Origin of the sequence: Paraburkholderia bryophila (assembly GCF_003269035.1) — a bacterium.
GTDB lineage: Bacteria > Pseudomonadota > Gammaproteobacteria > Burkholderiales > Burkholderiaceae > Paraburkholderia > Paraburkholderia bryophila.
In genome coordinates, this window is the sequence record NZ_QLTK01000001.1 from 1 (window position 1) to 15179 (window position 15179).

The 15179-nt window shown below is 58.2% G+C and carries 18 protein-coding genes; 7 read left to right on the plus strand and 11 right to left on the minus strand.

Going from position 1 to position 15179, the window contains the following annotated elements; genetic code table 11:
* Positions 1-367: 367 nt before the first annotated feature.
* The 4 genes from BX591_RS36305 to BX591_RS00020 form a co-directional block, all read right to left on the minus strand.
* On the minus strand, positions 368-544 hold the full coding sequence (locus BX591_RS36305) for a hypothetical protein (RefSeq protein ID WP_167444479.1): 177 nt from the start codon (positions 542-544) through the stop codon (positions 368-370).
* Positions 545-615: 71 nt separating this feature from the next.
* Positions 616-1335 carry a hypothetical protein gene (locus BX591_RS00010; protein WP_111928730.1) on the minus strand — a complete coding sequence of 240 codons (720 nt, stop codon included), beginning with the start codon at positions 1333-1335 and terminating at the stop codon, positions 616-618.
* A 424-nt stretch (positions 1336-1759) separates the two neighbouring features.
* On the minus strand, positions 1760-2509 hold the full coding sequence (locus BX591_RS00015) for a Type 1 glutamine amidotransferase-like domain-containing protein (RefSeq protein ID WP_111928731.1): 750 nt from the start codon (positions 2507-2509) through the stop codon (positions 1760-1762).
* Between the two features lie 197 nt (positions 2510-2706).
* Positions 2707-3387, minus strand: a complete 681-nt coding sequence (locus BX591_RS00020) for a DJ-1/PfpI family protein (protein WP_111928732.1) — start codon at positions 3385-3387, stop codon at positions 2707-2709.
* 116 nt (positions 3388-3503) lie between these two features.
* Between BX591_RS00020 and BX591_RS00025 the strand changes: the two genes are divergently transcribed.
* Both BX591_RS00025 and BX591_RS00030 read left to right on the plus strand, forming a co-directional pair.
* A complete protein-coding gene (locus tag BX591_RS00025) occupies positions 3504-3929 on the plus strand; it encodes a TetR/AcrR family transcriptional regulator (protein WP_111928733.1) in 426 nt (141 codons plus the stop codon).
* 55 nt (positions 3930-3984) lie between these two features.
* A complete protein-coding gene (locus BX591_RS00030; RefSeq protein ID WP_111928734.1) occupies positions 3985-4794 on the plus strand; it encodes an alpha/beta fold hydrolase in 810 nt (269 codons plus the stop codon).
* A gap of 29 nt (positions 4795-4823) precedes the next feature.
* Here BX591_RS00030 and BX591_RS00035 read toward each other — a convergent pair whose 3' ends face one another.
* Together BX591_RS00035 and BX591_RS00040 are read right to left on the minus strand one after the other, a co-directional pair.
* The gene (locus BX591_RS00035; protein ID WP_111928735.1) at positions 4824-5348 is read right to left on the minus strand and encodes a GNAT family N-acetyltransferase; all 525 of its coding nucleotides are present in this window, start codon (positions 5346-5348) and stop codon (positions 4824-4826) included.
* A gap of 52 nt (positions 5349-5400) precedes the next feature.
* Complete coding sequence (locus tag BX591_RS00040; RefSeq protein ID WP_111928736.1) at positions 5401-6054, minus strand: P-loop NTPase family protein; 654 nt, start codon at positions 6052-6054, stop codon at positions 5401-5403.
* A 196-nt stretch (positions 6055-6250) separates the two neighbouring features.
* Here BX591_RS00040 and BX591_RS00045 point away from each other — a divergent pair, with 196 nt between their 5' ends.
* On the plus strand, positions 6251-7318 hold the full coding sequence (locus tag BX591_RS00045) for an SGNH/GDSL hydrolase family protein (protein ID WP_111928737.1): 1068 nt from the start codon (positions 6251-6253) through the stop codon (positions 7316-7318).
* Positions 7319-7647: 329 nt separating this feature from the next.
* On the opposite strand, the gene BX591_RS35945 is transcribed toward BX591_RS00045, so the two are convergent.
* Positions 7648-7872 carry a hypothetical protein gene (locus BX591_RS35945; RefSeq protein ID WP_146749703.1) on the minus strand — a complete coding sequence of 75 codons (225 nt, stop codon included), beginning with the start codon at positions 7870-7872 and terminating at the stop codon, positions 7648-7650.
* On the opposite strand from BX591_RS35945, the gene tnpA reads away from it, so the two are divergent.
* The 3 genes from tnpA (at position 7873) to tnpC (ending at position 10238) form a co-directional block, all read left to right on the plus strand.
* Positions 7873-8259, plus strand: a complete 387-nt coding sequence (tnpA, locus tag BX591_RS00050; RefSeq protein WP_244146918.1) for an IS66-like element accessory protein TnpA — start codon at positions 7873-7875, stop codon at positions 8257-8259.
* A complete protein-coding gene (gene tnpB / locus BX591_RS00055; RefSeq protein ID WP_165848129.1) occupies positions 8256-8594 on the plus strand; it encodes an IS66 family insertion sequence element accessory protein TnpB in 339 nt (112 codons plus the stop codon). Before tnpA ends, tnpB begins: the two co-directional genes overlap by 4 nt.
* Positions 8595-8657: 63 nt before the next feature.
* Positions 8658-10238 carry an IS66 family transposase gene (gene tnpC / locus BX591_RS00060; RefSeq protein ID WP_111928739.1) on the plus strand — a complete coding sequence of 527 codons (1581 nt, stop codon included), beginning with the start codon at positions 8658-8660 and terminating at the stop codon, positions 10236-10238.
* Here the strand turns inward: tnpC and BX591_RS00065 are convergent.
* From BX591_RS00065 to BX591_RS00080, 4 genes are all read right to left on the minus strand, one after another.
* Positions 10235-10453: a hypothetical protein gene (locus tag BX591_RS00065; protein ID WP_111928740.1), complete on the minus strand. Its 219-nt coding sequence runs from the start codon at positions 10451-10453 to the stop codon at positions 10235-10237. The genes tnpC and BX591_RS00065 overlap by 4 nt on opposite strands.
* A gap of 220 nt (positions 10454-10673) precedes the next feature.
* Positions 10674-11708 (minus strand): helix-turn-helix domain-containing protein, encoded by a 1035-nt coding sequence (locus tag BX591_RS00070; protein WP_111928741.1) that lies wholly within the window; start codon positions 11706-11708, stop codon positions 10674-10676.
* Between the two features lie 173 nt (positions 11709-11881).
* Complete coding sequence (locus BX591_RS00075; RefSeq protein ID WP_111929315.1) at positions 11882-13057, minus strand: GGDEF domain-containing protein; 1176 nt, start codon at positions 13055-13057, stop codon at positions 11882-11884.
* Positions 13058-13376: 319 nt separating this feature from the next.
* The gene (locus BX591_RS00080; RefSeq protein WP_111928742.1) at positions 13377-13787 is read right to left on the minus strand and encodes a DoxX family protein; all 411 of its coding nucleotides are present in this window, start codon (positions 13785-13787) and stop codon (positions 13377-13379) included.
* Positions 13788-14157: 370 nt separating this feature from the next.
* Between BX591_RS00080 and BX591_RS00085 the strand changes: the two genes are divergently transcribed.
* Complete coding sequence (locus tag BX591_RS00085; RefSeq protein ID WP_146749704.1) at positions 14158-15177, plus strand: sulfotransferase family protein; 1020 nt, start codon at positions 14158-14160, stop codon at positions 15175-15177.
* Positions 15178-15179: the final 2 nt, after the last annotated feature.

A 15179-nucleotide genomic window follows, 5' to 3' on the forward strand; every position in this document is an offset into this window, starting at 1 on the left:
TGGCCGAATCCAGCTCCCTATGGCGCTGTCGCTGCACCAGTCGAGTCAATGGTGACACAAAAGTACAGTCGATCCGTCGTTCCTGCACAGCTTTCCAGCCATGCCGTTGCGGCAGCTGTGATTGTCCGACGACAGAAGTCGGCAGCCTCCGCTATCGTAAGATGCTCGAGACTCGTAGTTCCCTGCGGCGCGTTCCCGTGGCCGACCCGCCCATCCGAAGACTGAATCCATCCCTCCCAGCCCAAAATCTGGATCTGGTGGTTCGCACAGTGGTCGATCGCAGCGATAGCCGCATTTAGTGGAAGTACGATTTCCCGCTGCGAAATCGATTGCAGCGCGAGTTCGCGCGGCAGAGCTTGCAACTGCATCATTCGGTGCGCTCTTTCGGTTTGGACTTGCCGACATTGTCAGCAATCCAGCCGACGAAGTCGAGCGTCCGGTTTTGGCCGACCTCTGCCCGATGCGGTCGGCTCTGATCGACCCGGAACTGACGCCCGCTTTGCTCGTCAACGGCCATTCGGAAGAGTCTACGTAAGGCGACCATTGACCCTCCTAGACGTCGGCGTCCAAATTCAAAGCCTAGGTTTGGCATTGCAGCCGGGTCATTTCCATGTATCAATTAACTCGTGCTCCCGACTCCCGAGGCATATAAAGCAAACCCTTTCTCGCTGGGTCGTCTAAATCGACAAGCATGACGGGCAAAGGGAATTCTTGGCGAACTTGAGGAGTTTTCTCTCCGTCTTTCAAGTGCTTATCATCTTGATATACAACAAATAATTTTCCGTCGAGCCATATGATTTTTTTGAGCGTCGCCCTATTCATCCAGATCAATGATGAAAAATGGATATCGGACGGCAATTTCTCGTCTTTACCCACAACAACAATCAATAGACTCGGGCTACTTTTTGCCGACACCGGCTCCTTTGGCCAACGACAAACTCGGGTAAAGACCACAGCAGAATACGTTGTTTGCGGAATCCCTATTCTCAGTAATTCCGTGTTTTCGCACACTGTATCCCTTGAATGCTTCACTAGGCCAAGAACTAGCGCCAAGACAAACAGGCCCCCGCCTGCTATTGCCATGTGTGCCTTGGCCTTACCATATAGCGACGCTTGGTTGGGCCTGACGCTTACACCGAAGGCGTCTACGAGCAGATTGCCAACGAGACAGAGTAGCGCTGCGTACATGATCCATGCAGGATAGCCATAGAGCGTGACCGTCCCGCCTCCCTTGGCCGGTAGCACAAAGTCATCCGCTATAACGCCATAGGTTCCATAAGCTATTAAGAATGCCGAAGCGGAGACTTCGAGGATGCGCTTCTTTTTAATGTCCATGTCGCATCGAGTCGGGAAACAGTCCGTTGTTGAAAAGAAAGTGGCGCGGAGAGTCAAAACTCACAGGGCGCAACGAGAGATCAAGCGAGAAATACGTAAGAAATATTGAGTCGTAGGCACGTAATAGTTCACATCTGACGTGCCTGTCCTCACATTGCCTCGCCATCCACAGCAGGAGCCACCCCATCAATCGTGGACGAGCGATTCCAAGCCTTAATGAGCATGAGACTGCCTGCAAATTCAGGGGCACAATGGATTGTCGGCGATTGCTGGTCGTCTGTCGACCGTCCGCTCATGGCCGACTACCGCCCGATGCGAGAGGCATCACTCCGCCCCGAATCCGACGTTCGGCCTTCCAGGAAGCCGACGTTCACAAATTAAATACGACCCACTGGCTCAACTATTGAGAAGCAATAGCACAATTTCAGTCCTCAAGCGGCGCAGAACGCACCGCTCCTGAATCGAACCGATGAACCTGTCCAAACAGCTCGATTTCCGTACCGTCGACGATGATTCCTGAACCGTCGGGACAAGCATACAGGTTCGGTATAGTCGATAACCATTTCGACTGGTCTCGCGTAACGATTGCAGAATCGAAGTGCGGCCAAATATGGAAATCAACAAGGCCGAGTCCTGCGTTGTCCATCAACCGTTCGTCACGAGTATCGCCGCACAGCCGCGCTGAATTCACGCTTGGGGTCATCAGGATAGCGCCCGCGCTCACACCGATCAGCACCCCTCCTTCGGATACGTACCGAGTCAGGAGCGGCAGTGCATTGCGTCGCTGCAACCACGACAAGAATAAAAACGTATTCCCTCCAGAGAGGTGGATCGCATCGCACGACAGCAGGGTCGACCATTCCGTTTCCGACGTGTCCTGACCAGGGTCTACATACACGACCAAATCCGCACCAATCCCGGCGTAGTAGTCAGCTTTACGCCGAAAATAGATGCGTTCGGGATCGCTTGCGGCGGGGATATATCCAATCTTCGGCTGTGGTCGCCCGATCAGCCGCAGGAGACGCGCATCCAGCTCTTCATTGGCTGGAAAGTCTTGATCACTATATAACGCCAGTTTTCGACAAGGGTACATGCGACTCTCGAATGCATTCTGAACTATTTGTTTTCCCACCGGATACGCGGCGCGCCAACGAGACTGGGAATTATTGCCCATTCTGACGCCTCACTGGAACCATCGCGCGATGGCCGACGAGCGATGACAGACTTTAAGCCGCGTCACCGAACTGATCGGTCGTACGCAGCTCGCCATGACCTTTCAACGTTCTCGCTAAACAGGTGACCGCGTTGGCAATGTGCCTGTGGACAGCACAAGCACGCCGCCGCCAGGCATGGGCACGGCGCACGCTTAAATCATGGGTGTCTCACCTCAGTCGTTGTCCACCGCCGCAAAGAATCAACGGCCACATGATTGCGTGCCCCCTGCCCCCTGCCCCCTGCCCCTTGCTCGATGCTGGACGCAACCAACTCTTCGTAGATGCCATACTGCCCCGCAGGCAATACCGGCCGTAGTGTCTCCAGCATTTTCTGTGTGCCGAACAGGCGTTCGACAACCCAGCCGACCAGATAAAGTGCGGCAAGACATCCGCCAACCCTCGCGACATTGCCACTGCTCGTAAACGGCCTGTCGTCCAATTCCACGCCTTCTGCGTGCAGGGCCGCTCGCGCATCAGGATGTGTTGTCGCCCGGCGTTCCGGAAGCAAGCCCAGCCGCGCAAGAATGAACGCGCCCGCACAGCTAGACCCGATCAACTGACGGCCTGGATCCAGCTGAAACGCCCCCATGAAGTTGGCGTCCGAGATGGCAGCCGGCACCCCCTCTTTACCGCTCGCGAATAACACGACGTCGGCATGGTTGGCCTCTTCGAGTCGGCCGTGTGTGTGGATCGGCAGACCATTCGAAGACCGGAGTTCCGATTGCTTGTCCAATATACGAACTTGCCAATCGTCCCGGTTGCGCCCCAGAATATCCCACATCAAGAACAGGTCGATGTCGGTGAATTGCTCAAAGGTAATCAGCGCGAGTTGCTTCATTGGTGGCTCCGCTCACTGCTCCCGATGGCTTGCGATCGGGAACAAACACAAAGGAAACCGCAGTCTAGCGACGCCGGCACGACCATACACAGCCTGTACGTTATCGGTATCACCAAATGTTGACACGAGACCAATGGATTTCTGCTGGGTTCGATGCCCTCGATCAGGAAGGATATCTGGGTGTTTCCGCCGAGCGTCTGGCTCGGCGATTGAATGTGACGCGCGGCTCGTTCTATCACCATTTCCGTAGCAAAGAGGACTTCGTCCGAATCCTGCTCGTGCAATGGGAGTCGGATTACACCGACCCACTGGTTGCCGAATACCAGGAGCGGGTGGATCGCACCCGCCTGTCATTCGCCATCTCGGTTTGCAGTGCGAGGATAGACAACCCGGTCGACGCGGAACTCATCGCGCGCTTTGCGCACTTGTGTCTGATCGGCGGACAGCAATCAGGCGACCGAAATCAACCCTCCGATTTTTCTCGACTCGCGCGAACCGCGCTTACGCTGTTGGGAAGTTCGCTGCGCCCGAGTCAGCTTTAACCTCGGCGCGCATCAGCCTGTGCTATGCGCATTCTCAAATACACGACGGTTCGTAATGGAAAAACTTCTAATCACTTCAGGTCGTGCCATGCTGGCAACGGAAGTCGTCGGAAGCGGGGAACCGATTGCATTTTTGCACGCTCGGGTCGCGGACCGTCGGATGTGGAGCCGGCAGATGCACGACATAGGCGCTGGCCACCAAGCTATCGCCTATGATCGACGCGGATTTGGCGAAACAGTTGCCGAAGCAGAAGACCACTCCGCCGTTGAAGATTTGATCGCCGTTCTCCAATCCGTGTCAGGTGGATCCCCTGCAATACTCGTTGCCTGCTCTCAAGGTGGAGGCATTGCACTAGACGCAGCTCTTCGGTATCCGTCGTATGTTCGCGGTCTCGTCCTTATCGCGCCGAATGTGACAGGCGCGCCGAAGATGATTCATGCAGCGCGGATTGAAGATTTGGTCGCCCGTTTGGCAGCGGCAGAAGCGAGGATGGATATTGAAGAGGCCATCGCGATTCGAACGACTCTCTGGCTCGATGGTCCGTTTCAACCTGAGGGGCGTGTGATGGGTGAAGCTCGCACGCTGTTCGATGAGATGAACTTTGTCGCTCTCGGTTTGCCCTCGGCAGGCACGAACACGGATGCACCGATCGCTTACGGACGGCTGGGCGAACTATCGGTCCCGACGTTGGTGGCGTGTGGCGACCTGGACCTTGCCGGAATACAGGAGCGAAGTCGTTACGTCGCTGCTAACGTAGCCCGCGGAATGTTCCATCAAATATCAGGGACCGCGCATTTGCCGTCCCTGGAGCGGCCACAAGAAGTGACAAGCGTGATCGCGGATTTCATCAATCAGTGGTGCTAGTGGCTTTGATAGGCGTGTTACCACGCAAACTATCGATGCGCGGATATCGTGTTTGCCGCTTTCTCGTACAGTGACCAGACATAGCCGCCAGCTTCTGGCTCTGCGTACAGCCCTACGCGGATAAACCCAAGCGACTCGTAATAGGTGCACAACTTCACGTTGTGGACGGCGCAGTCGAGTCGGATAAAACGCCGGTTCAACGCGTAAAGTCTGTCGCCGCACCAATCGAGCATGAAGCGGCCAACTCCAAGTCCGTTAAAGTCCTTCCGTACAGAAAGGCCATGCACATAACCTGCGATGTGTTCTTGATGGCCCCAATGATTGTCCTCATCCAGGACAAGTGAAAACGTTCCGACCGCAGTGCCTTCCAGCTCAGCGACATACACTTCCTTTTGAGAGACATTGTTTCGTACCCAGTTCTCCGAAAAACCGTCCCCTTCCTTGCCCCACGCATAGTCGCGGCACGCCACCTTCTTCGTATGCGCATCGTTCCGAATCCGTGTAAGCACCGGCACGTCATCTGTGGTTGCCCGGCGAATGCATTTCGAGGTCATCGCTCATATCTCCGTTGAAGCCTTTCCGTAAAAGGAACGCGCACCTCGTCGTTCACGGCCGAGCCGGAAGCTGCAAAGCAGTCAAGATTTGGCTCTCGTAGGTTGGCCAGTCTCTTCTGGAATTCTCAATCGCGAGCTTGGCTAACGGCAGTTGCTCGAACAGATCGTCGGTGAGTTGCCGATAATCGCGATATAGGGAGATCAGGCCGTCCAACCCTCGGTAACCTTTGCGAACACAATACGGACCCGCGAGCTTCCAGTTCACCTGATAGTCGATCCACTCAGGGCCGCGCTCAGTACAGACTGTTCGAACAGCTTTCTCCAAATCTTTCTGCCAGAAGTAGAGGACGAACGGATTGAGCGGCGCAATGACAGCAGCCAACGCCTCTATGTAATGAAAAATCAGCGCTGAATCCGCGTCCATCAGCACCAGGTGAGTCAAGTCTCCATGAAACAATTGGCCATCCAGCACCGGAATCGCAGAATTATTCTGTGTCGCCTCGACAAATGCTGTCCATTTGGCCAAGCTGCGGTCGGCAAGATGCTGCGGCGTCGCGTCCTGCCAAGGCTCAAACCAGTGCTCAAGTTCGTCCGTCGCTCGTACGGGATGGGGCTCCGTCCTTTCATGTAAAGGCAATGCCGACTGCCCTGAAGCTTCGAGTCCCCTCGCAATGAAGCGCATCGTTGTCGACTTACCCGAACCCATGATGCCCTCGACGATAACCAGCCGATGAGCAAGGGCCTCTGCACTACAAGTATTCGCTGGAATGGCCATTTGTGTTGACAACGCTTTGTAAGCTGATCGACACCAGGACCTGCAACGCGCCCCGCCCCTGGCAGACGGTTAACCCCCAACAAGGTTATTCTTCGATGCACAACATAACACCACTCCGGAGTGCCCCATGCAGACAGTCCGTCGTTTCGCGTTCCTTGCGTTGACATGCGGTGTCATCGGCCTGTCCCATTCGTCGAACGCGGTGGCCGACCCGGCCAATCCGCAACGAAGCCTCATGCAGGTTGTCTCGTTCGGGGACAGTCTTTCGGACGTCGGCACCTATGCGTACGCTCGACAATTCGGCGGCGGCGCTTACACCACGAATCCGGGCGCCATCTCCGTACAGATTATCGCGGAACATTATGGCTCGCACCTCACGCCCGCGTTGACGGGCGGCTTCGGGCAACGCAGTGTCGTTCATCCGGACGGATTTGGCTACGCTCAAGGGGGTGCCCGAGTCGCGGGGGCGCCGAACCCCGGCGATGCAACGGGCGACACCGGCGAGTTACAGACTCCACTTACGTCACAGGTGGCCGCGTATCTCCAGTCGCATACACGCTTCACCAGCCAGCAACTCGTACTGATGCAAGGCGGTGCGAACGACGTTCAGGATGCCTATGGCGCGTGGGCGGAAATGGTGGCGAACGGCGGCGACCCGGGCGCCTCCTTGCAGGCGGTGCTACCTTCGCTGAGACAGGCGGCGCAACAGTTTGCGGGCCTGGTGCACAACGTGCAGCAACACGGTGCCGCACATATCGTTGTACAAAACGTACCGGACATCAGCAAGGCGCCAATCGCGAACCTTCTCGATCAGCAACTGCCGGGCTCTTCAAAAGTGCTTCGGCGACTGGCGCAGGGATTCAACACTGCGCTGGATGACGCGCTTCCCTCGTCGCCGGCCGTGCTGCGAATCGACGCGTTCACGTTTATCGATCAAGTATCCGAAAACTATCGTCAACTGGGTTTTCGCTTCGACGGCAGCATCGGCACCAACGTAGCGTGCGCGCCGGCAAACCTGCCCCCTGCGTTTCAAGCCGACGACACCAGCGCGCTCTTCTGCTCGCGCTCGACGTATGTCTCCCCGCATGCCGACAGCACCTACATGTTTGCTGACGCCTATCATCCAACGACGCACCTGCAAAAACTCATAGCGGACTACGTCGTGGTCCAGATCGACGCGTGGTTGCGCAGATAGCGCCTGTCATAACTACTTCTACAGCATCCCCGCAGTGATAGAGGTTGGCGACAATGGCACCTTGGTGGCATCTCGATCGGAGCGATAACGGCAATTATTCGAGAAGCTGACCTCGGTCCGATTGATGACAAGTCAGACTCACGAAACATTTCATCTCGCGGGAGCGTTTTGATGCAAAGGCCGGTTAGCGGGGTATGCGGCACGGCGATCCCATCCCTCGCGGGATTGCCGCACACCTACTGCGTCAAACCCGTCTGACGGGGTTGCCCTTTCCGGTTGCGGGCCGGCGGATTCACCATACCGAAAGTGAGCAGATTGCCCCCGTTCTGTCATTGATGGGGATGGCATTCCCAATTGTTATAGGTCGGCGGATTGATCGGCGTCAGTCCCGGAATCATGAACACCGTACACATGAACCGGCGCCCCTTGCCCGTCGTCGCGTCGTAATTGACCTGTTGGCCGCCGAGCGCATTTTTTTGTAAGCGCCCGGTCATCCCGTCTTGAGTTGCATTGCAGGTCTTGGGAGCATCGTGTCCACTTAAATAGGTGGACACGTGAACACTATCGAAGAAGAAGCCCCGCCTGGCCGGCGTCGACGCCGTCGCTATAGTGTCGAGTTCAAAGCCCAGGTGGTGGCAGCCTGCCACGGGCCCGGGGTGTCGCTTGCGGCCATCGCGTTGCACCACAAGCTGAACGCGAATCTGCTCCGACGGTGGGTGGAACAGGCAGAAGTAAACGAGCGCGTGCTGGTCGCACGCAGCGACGTGTCGGTGCCCTCGCCAGCGGCACCCGCATTCGTACCTGTTGCGCTGGAGACGAGGAACGTACGCCCGGCTGAGATCCGCGTCGAAGTACGCCGCGCTGACCAGTCGATAACGGTTAGCTGGCCGGCATCAGAGGCAGCACAATGCGCCGCCTGGCTGCGAGAGTGGCTCGCGTGATCCGCATTGATGAGGTGTGGCTGGCAGTCGACCCGCTGGACATGCGTGCGGGCTTCGATACGGCACTGGCGCGGGTGATTACGGTGTTCGGCGCGGCGCATCCGCACCATGCTTACCTCTTTGCCAACCGGCGGGCCAATCGCCTGAAGGTGCTGGTTCACGACGGAATCGGGATCTGGCTGGCAGCGCGACGGCTGAACGAGGGACAGTTCGTCTGGCCGCACGCTGGCAGCGAACCGAAGCAACACGCACTCACGCAGGAGCAGCTCGCAGGTCTGGTGGTGGGTCTGCCGTGGCAGCGCATCGGCCCGAACGGTGTGATCCGCGTCGTATGAGGCCAACGGGGACGTAAACTGTCGCGCTTCCACGGTGCCTGGGGTTCTGGCAGACTGGTTTGCATGAACCTGCCTGCCGACCTCAACGCCCTCAGCCCGGAACAGTTGCGCGCGCTCGCCGCGCAGCTGATTGCCCAGGTGCAGGAAAGAGACCGGGAGATTGAGGAGAAGACGCGGGAGGTCGAGGAGAACGAACGCGAGCTGCTTTACCGACAGACGCGTATCGAGCAGCTGAGCCACGAGATCTCCATCCTCAGGCGCCAGCAGTTTGGCCGGCGCAGCGAACAGTTCAGCAGCGAGCAGATGAGCCTGCTGGAAGAAGCGATCGACGCAGATCTGGCCGCCATCGAACTGGAGCTCGAGCAGCTTCAGCCACAAGCCACAGCCGGCCAGTCACCCCAGCAACCGAAGCGCGCATCACTGCCAGCGCAACTGCCGCGCACAGAGATCCACCACGAGCCGGACAGCACCGTATGTCAGTGTGGCTGCGAGCGCGTGCGTATCGGCGAAGATATCAGCGAGAAGCTGGACTACACGCCGGGCGTGTTTACGGTTGAGCGCCATATCAGTGGCAAGTGGGTGTGCAAGAACTGCGAAACGCTGATTCAGGCGCCAGTGCCCGCGCACGTCATCGACAGGGGTATCCCGACCACGGGACTGCTGGCCTCGGTGCTGGTCGCCAAATATGCAGACCACCTTCCCCTGTATCGTCAGGAACAGATCTTTGTGCGGGCGGGTCTGGAGATACCGCGATCGACACTGGGTGCGTGGGTCGGCACGTGCGGTATGCAACTGCAGCCGCTGGTCGACGCACTCCATCAGGAAATCCTGCAGCAGGGTGTGCTGCATGCGGATGAGACACCGGTACAGATGCTCAGTCCGGGCAAGGGGAAGACCCACCGGGCGTATCTGTGGGCGTATACGCCCACGCACTTCAGTGAGCTGCGCGCCGTGGTCTACACCTTCGCCGACAGCCGTGCAGGCGAACATGCCCGTACCTTCCTCGCCGGCTGGCAGGGCAAGCTGGTGTGCGACGATTACAGTGGCTACAAGGCTGGCTTCCAGCAAGGCATCACCGAAATCGGATGCGCGGCGCACGCGAGGCGCAAGTTCTTCGATCTGAACGCCAATCACAGCAGTCAGATCGCTGGACAGGCCATGCCGTACTTCGCTGCGCTTTACGAAATCGAGCGCAACGCTGCGGTGCTGGATGCCGAAGAGCGTCGCAGGCTTCGCCAGAGCCAGGCCAAACCGGTGTGTGACGCACTTTACGAATGGATGGTGGCGCAGCGCAAGCTGGTTTCGGAGGGTTCAGCGATTGCGAAAGCGCTGGACTACAGCCTCAAACGCTGGGAGGCGCTTACGCGCTATCTCGACGACGGACACGTGCCCATAGACAACAACTGGGTCGAAAACCAGATACGTCCATGGGCCATCGGCAGGGCTAACTGGTTGTTCGCCGGCTCGCTACGAGCAGGCCAGCGCGCTGCCGCCATCATGAGCCTGATACGCTCGGCTCAACTCAACGGGCACGACCCGCACGCCTACCTGAAGGACATCCTCACGCGACTGCCGACCCACAGGGCCAGCGACATCGCGGCATTGCTGCCTCATCGCTGGCAGCCAACTGTGACCGCCGGTTAGCTGAGTCCGTCAAGACGGGTTCGCTGGCCGCTTACATTTTTTTTCCCATACTGGATGTTTGAAACCGTGATCTCATCCGACGACGCGAGCCCTAACGTCTTCGCCGTGGAGCTCTGAACATCGATCATGTTCATCTGCGTCGTTCCGCAGGCCGACAGGCTCAGCACGCAGACGGCAATCGCGACTCCACCCCACACACGCTTGTGCATTTCCATATTTTTGGCGTCCCCATTAGCGCATTTGATCGAATCTTATCCGCCCGGATATCCGCTGTTTCCTGCGGATTCACGAGTCCCGGATGAGAAATGACGATGATGGGATTGTAGAGTGGCAACCCGCAAACAAAGGTGTCGATCCGTTCCTGAATAGGTGGATCTGCGTCTCGGGTGGCAGTTTGATGATTGTTAAAACTGGCAGACTTTGAACGTCCATCCACTACCGGGGTACGCCCCAAGGTACGCTCCATCCGGAGGGACGATCCGCGCCGTCACCTTGGCCGGCAAACGAAGGATCCAATGAATGACGGGCGCGCTCCAGGGTTTCGCTCGGGGTGTGTCCGAACTCCGCCTTGAACAACCTGTAAAAATGTTTATCGTCGGAAAATCCGTGGCTCCACGCAATCTCCGCGATACGCCGCCGCGGCAAGCTGAAGTCGGCAAGCACACGATAAGCACGCCGCAAGCGCTTTCGCTGGATCTGTCGCATGACACCGCCCGTGCCTTCGAATAACTGATACAGCCTGGCGCGCGACAGGCCGATACCTCGACAGATCCGCTCAGGCGTGAGATCGGGATCGAGCAGATGAACGTCGATGTAACGCAGCACGCTGGCTCTCAACGCATTGCGGATCGGACTCTCCGCTTCGCGTACCGTGTCATCCGTAGGCGACACCGCGGCCGTCACCAGTTGCAGCGTCGACTGAACGACATGCTGGACGTCCTGCGCCCGCAAATCCGGAAGATTGCGGAACAGCGACAACAGATGATCGCCCAGCAGACGGCCTATGCCACTGGAGAGCGTCTGGCCATGCAGATTGCCGGCACCGCGCGGCATGAAATCGCGCGGGACAACCAGCGAGATTCCGCCGCCGGGTTTGATCTCGTACTCGTGGGGCTGCGCGGCATCGGACAAGCACAGATCGCCTGCGCCCCGACGCGATTGAACGTTCTCCGAGCGAAACAGATTTCTGCCGCCCGTCAGAAGCAGGAGATAGAAGAAGTCCTGTCCGTCGGTCCGGATACGCTGTTCGGTTCGACGCATTTCATAGATCAGCGAGCCTTCCTGATGCAGCCAGCGTCGACCCGAAAGGATCAACGGGCCAAGCGTCGCCGCGGATGAATCCATCGCAAATGCGGCGGAAGTTTCATCCTTCAACCGACTGTCGCAGTGGCTTCCCTCCATCCAGAGGTGAAACCGGTCTGCCTCGGGCAAATCGAGCGTTGACGACTTGAAAATGGGAACGGTATCCATCCATCGACGGCGCGTTGTCTTTGGCACGCGCTCCAAAGAAGTCATTCGTTAGGGGCTTCGCCGGATTCTACGCCATGCGAACCGGCGCCCTTTCGCGTCCCGGCCTGTACGTTGCTGGTCACCTTCTCGCCCTCCGCATCGCGCGGACACCCGCAAGGCTCATCCTCAAGACGTCAGGCACCCTCGGGTCGCAGCGCAGGCTGCGCCAATACCAGTTGATTGCCGCCGAGCGCCTTCGCGTTGTACAACGCCGCGTCCGCAGCCGCCAGCAGGTCGCCAAGCGTGGGCGCTTCGGCTCCCAACTGGGCTAGCCCGATGCTGACCGTTGCTCGTATAGCGACGCCATCGATACGGTGAGGAATCGCCTCGGCGAAACGCCTGGCGATGGTCTCGCCCACTTCCCTGGCGCTAACGCCACTCTGGCTCGGAAGCAAGGCAGCGAACTCTTCACCGCCAATGCGCGCGAGAATCGCATCGGAACCCACCACGCTCCGGGCTATGGCGCTAAATGCCTTGAGTACCTCGTCGCCTGTCTTGTGGCCGTATCGGTCGTTGATGGTTTTGAAGAGATCGAGATCGAACGCGAGAAGGGAAATCGGACGGCGTGATTCCTGGTCGCTGATCATGCGCGTGCCCTCTTCGAAAAACCATCTGCGATTGCCAAGATGGGTCAAATAATCCGTCTGCGAGTCTCGCAGAAGCTCGCCATGGGTTTCCTCGCGAACGAGCCTCAGCAGGGTCATGGGCAGGACAACCGAGTACAGGACGCCTTCGTACATCGTCACGCTGCTCGCGATCGACACCACGTCCCGCCCGTACCTCGCCGCCAGCAGAGGCAGGATGCACGCTCGGGCAGCGTACAAAAGCGCATGAATGCCCGTCACCAGCACCGCGATACGCCGCGACGGTAGTGATTTCATGCCAACGCATTTCAACAGTTCGATCGAGGTCGCACCGCTGGCCAACGCGATCGGAATGGCGCTCGCGTAATACCACACCGAATCCTCCCAGCGCGTCCCGGCCACGGCCCATGTGAGCGCCAGCAGGACGAGCATCGCAGCCGACCTGCCGAGATACTCCCCGCCGCTCAAGCATGCGACGCCTTGCAGGACCAATACATAGCCCGTCACGATCACGAGATTGCTCAAGGCAGAGCCAGTCGCACCGGGCAACTCGTGACGAAATGTCACCGTCGCACATCCAATCGCAAGCGTCGCGTAGCCCGCTGCCAGAATTTTCAATTCCTTGCTGCGTCTGGGATGAGCGCGATGTTCCCAGAGCGTCATCCCGGAACTGGCTAGAAGCGTCCCGACGATGAGCAAATAAATGGTGAGGAGATCGACGTGCATCGCTGAGGAGAGAATCCGGCGCCGCTGCATTGCGGCGGGAATTCCAGGCAAAAATTTCGATAGCGGAATGATAGGCCAGTCATGGCCCGGGGTGCACCCGGTGGACGCTCACCTGCAATCATGAGGGACAGAAAAGGCAATACCGTCACGCAGCCTCTATAACGGCAGAAATGGAATTAACTTTAGGGGCGTCCGATAAGGGCGACTTCTGGAGCAACGCCGCCCTCTTATCTCCAACCGCCGATCGTTTTCACCGACGCCGTCGCCGATCGGGTATCGAAACCGTTCGCTCCTTCCGCCGCGCTCCCGAATGCGCGCGTCACCGCGCATCGCGTGTCGACCACCGTATACAGGCAAGCAGCGCGACCTGAAACGGCAAACGCACTGTCAACGCCCAATAGGGAATCGACGGGAACTGACTCGCCTGCTGCCACATGTAGATATTCGCGGGCGTCACCGCGATGGTCAGCAGCATGAGCCCATACCCGGCTGCCTGCCGGGTGCGCGGTATCAGCACACCGATCGCGCCGAGCAATTCGAATATGCCGCTCACCAGAACCAGAAGCCTCGGTTCTGGTAGCCATGGCGGCACAATGCGCATCTCCAGACCGGTCGCGGCAAAATGCGCAATCCCGCCGATGAAGAACCATAAAAACACGAAACCTAGACCTAGCTTTCGCCAGATACCGCTTGCCTGATGTTCGATGGCACGCCTCCTAAGCAGATTCATTCTCACGATCAAAGTCGATCAAACTGAGATTAACACTCTGGCGACCCATAGTCTGGCGCATCATGTGAGCGCAATACGCGGCGTCATCCGGATTTTCAACAATGCCCGATTTGTTTCAGTAATTTACGGAATATTCTGTAACCTAATATCGACGCAAGCAACTCGAATATTCAGTAATCGAATCCGGCCGCCAGCACACCCTTTCTCCGTGCTGTTTCGCTGCCTGAGCGCTTAGTCCACTGCTATGATCGTTCAAGCTATTCAGCCACCTCAAGCTGGCCCACGGTTTCCGCACCTCTTTCGCATCCGCGTTATGTGGTCCTCGGCCTATGCAGGACTGTTTCAAGCGTCTCGCGGCCCGAACCGCCTGATGATTCGCATTAATGCGCTACCAGGGCATATCGTGACGGAAGTCTATTCGCATTCTTACCCCTCTCTGGAAAACGAATTCCCCGCTGTCAATCGTTCACATATTGAGCCGACGCTTATTGTTGTCTTAGGCATGCACCGAGGCGGAACCAGCGCCATTACTCGAGCCATGGAGACAATAGGCGCCGATTTCGGCACGAACCTTGGGAATCCTGTTGCAGGAGAAAACGACAAGGGCTTTTTCGAAGATCTCGATATTCACCGCATCAACGCCGAACTGCTGCACGCTGCCGGGGCGAGTTGGGACTCGTTGGCCGCCGTCGACCTCGATCGAATCGCACCAGCAACGCTCGACGTCTTCCGGGAGCGCGCGACCTCAATGCTGCGCGAGAAATGTCGAGCGAAGATCTTCGCGCTCAAGGACCCGCGCCTGTCGCGATTGCTGCCATTCTGGATGCCGGTGTTCGAGCGCTCCGGGGTAGCCATTGCCTACGTCATTGCGATCAGAAATCCGATTAGCGTGGCCCGTTCGCTACAACGCCGGGACCGCTTCAACATGGAGAAATCGTGCCGCCTGTGGCTCGCTCACATGGTGCCCGCGATTCGCGCAACAGACGGGCAACGGCGGGTGCTCGTCGACTACGATACGCTGATCGACGCACCGATCGCGGAGCTCACGCGTGTCTCGACGTGCCTGGGACTTGCATTGAACGCACAGCGTGTCGCCGTCTATGCGCAGGAGTTCCTCGATAATCGTCTTCGGCATTGGCAATCTACCCCTGAAGAGTTCGAGGCCGCGCACGCCGCGCCGCAACTGGCACAGCGCCTGTTCCAGGCCTTGCGCGCCATGCTTTCACACAAGGAAGAAGAGTCCAGGTCCGCGCTCGTCCTGGCGCTCCGAGACGCCGAGCATTACGCCTTGTCACAACAGGAACCGACGCGAACGCCCGCGGCGGTTGAGTCGATCTCCATAATTATCTCGGCGGCGGTGCGAGCCCTGCGAGCGCTTCGCTTGTCCTAGCC

Excerpts from the sequence above, each read along its gene's own strand:
- BX591_RS00075 (WP_111929315.1), bottom strand. The coding sequence starts at position 13,057 with ATGCACGTCGATCTCCTCACCATTTATTTGCTCATCGTCGGGACGCTT.
- BX591_RS00085 (WP_146749704.1), top strand. The coding sequence starts at position 14,158 with ATGATTCGCATTAATGCGCTACCAGGGCATATCGTGACGGAAGTCTAT.
- BX591_RS00080 (WP_111928742.1), bottom strand. The coding sequence starts at position 13,787 with ATGAATCTGCTTAGGAGGCGTGCCATCGAACATCAGGCAAGCGGTATC.
- BX591_RS00020 (WP_111928732.1), bottom strand. The coding sequence starts at position 3,387 with ATGAAGCAACTCGCGCTGATTACCTTTGAGCAATTCACCGACATCGAC.
- BX591_RS00025 (WP_111928733.1), top strand. The coding sequence starts at position 3,504 with ATGTTGACACGAGACCAATGGATTTCTGCTGGGTTCGATGCCCTCGAT.
- BX591_RS00030 (WP_111928734.1), top strand. The coding sequence starts at position 3,985 with ATGGAAAAACTTCTAATCACTTCAGGTCGTGCCATGCTGGCAACGGAA.
- tnpC (WP_111928739.1), top strand. The coding sequence starts at position 8,658 with ATGAACCTGCCTGCCGACCTCAACGCCCTCAGCCCGGAACAGTTGCGC.
- BX591_RS00015 (WP_111928731.1), bottom strand. The coding sequence starts at position 2,509 with ATGGGCAATAATTCCCAGTCTCGTTGGCGCGCCGCGTATCCGGTGGGA.
- BX591_RS00045 (WP_111928737.1), top strand. The coding sequence starts at position 6,251 with ATGCAGACAGTCCGTCGTTTCGCGTTCCTTGCGTTGACATGCGGTGTC.
- BX591_RS00035 (WP_111928735.1), bottom strand. The coding sequence starts at position 5,348 with ATGACCTCGAAATGCATTCGCCGGGCAACCACAGATGACGTGCCGGTG.
- BX591_RS36305 (WP_167444479.1), bottom strand. The coding sequence starts at position 544 with ATGGTCGCCTTACGTAGACTCTTCCGAATGGCCGTTGACGAGCAAAGC.
- BX591_RS00040 (WP_111928736.1), bottom strand. The coding sequence starts at position 6,054 with ATGGGTTCGGGTAAGTCGACAACGATGCGCTTCATTGCGAGGGGACTC.
- BX591_RS00010 (WP_111928730.1), bottom strand. The coding sequence starts at position 1,335 with ATGGACATTAAAAAGAAGCGCATCCTCGAAGTCTCCGCTTCGGCATTC.
- BX591_RS00065 (WP_111928740.1), bottom strand. The coding sequence starts at position 10,453 with ATGGAAATGCACAAGCGTGTGTGGGGTGGAGTCGCGATTGCCGTCTGC.
- BX591_RS00070 (WP_111928741.1), bottom strand. The coding sequence starts at position 11,708 with ATGGATACCGTTCCCATTTTCAAGTCGTCAACGCTCGATTTGCCCGAG.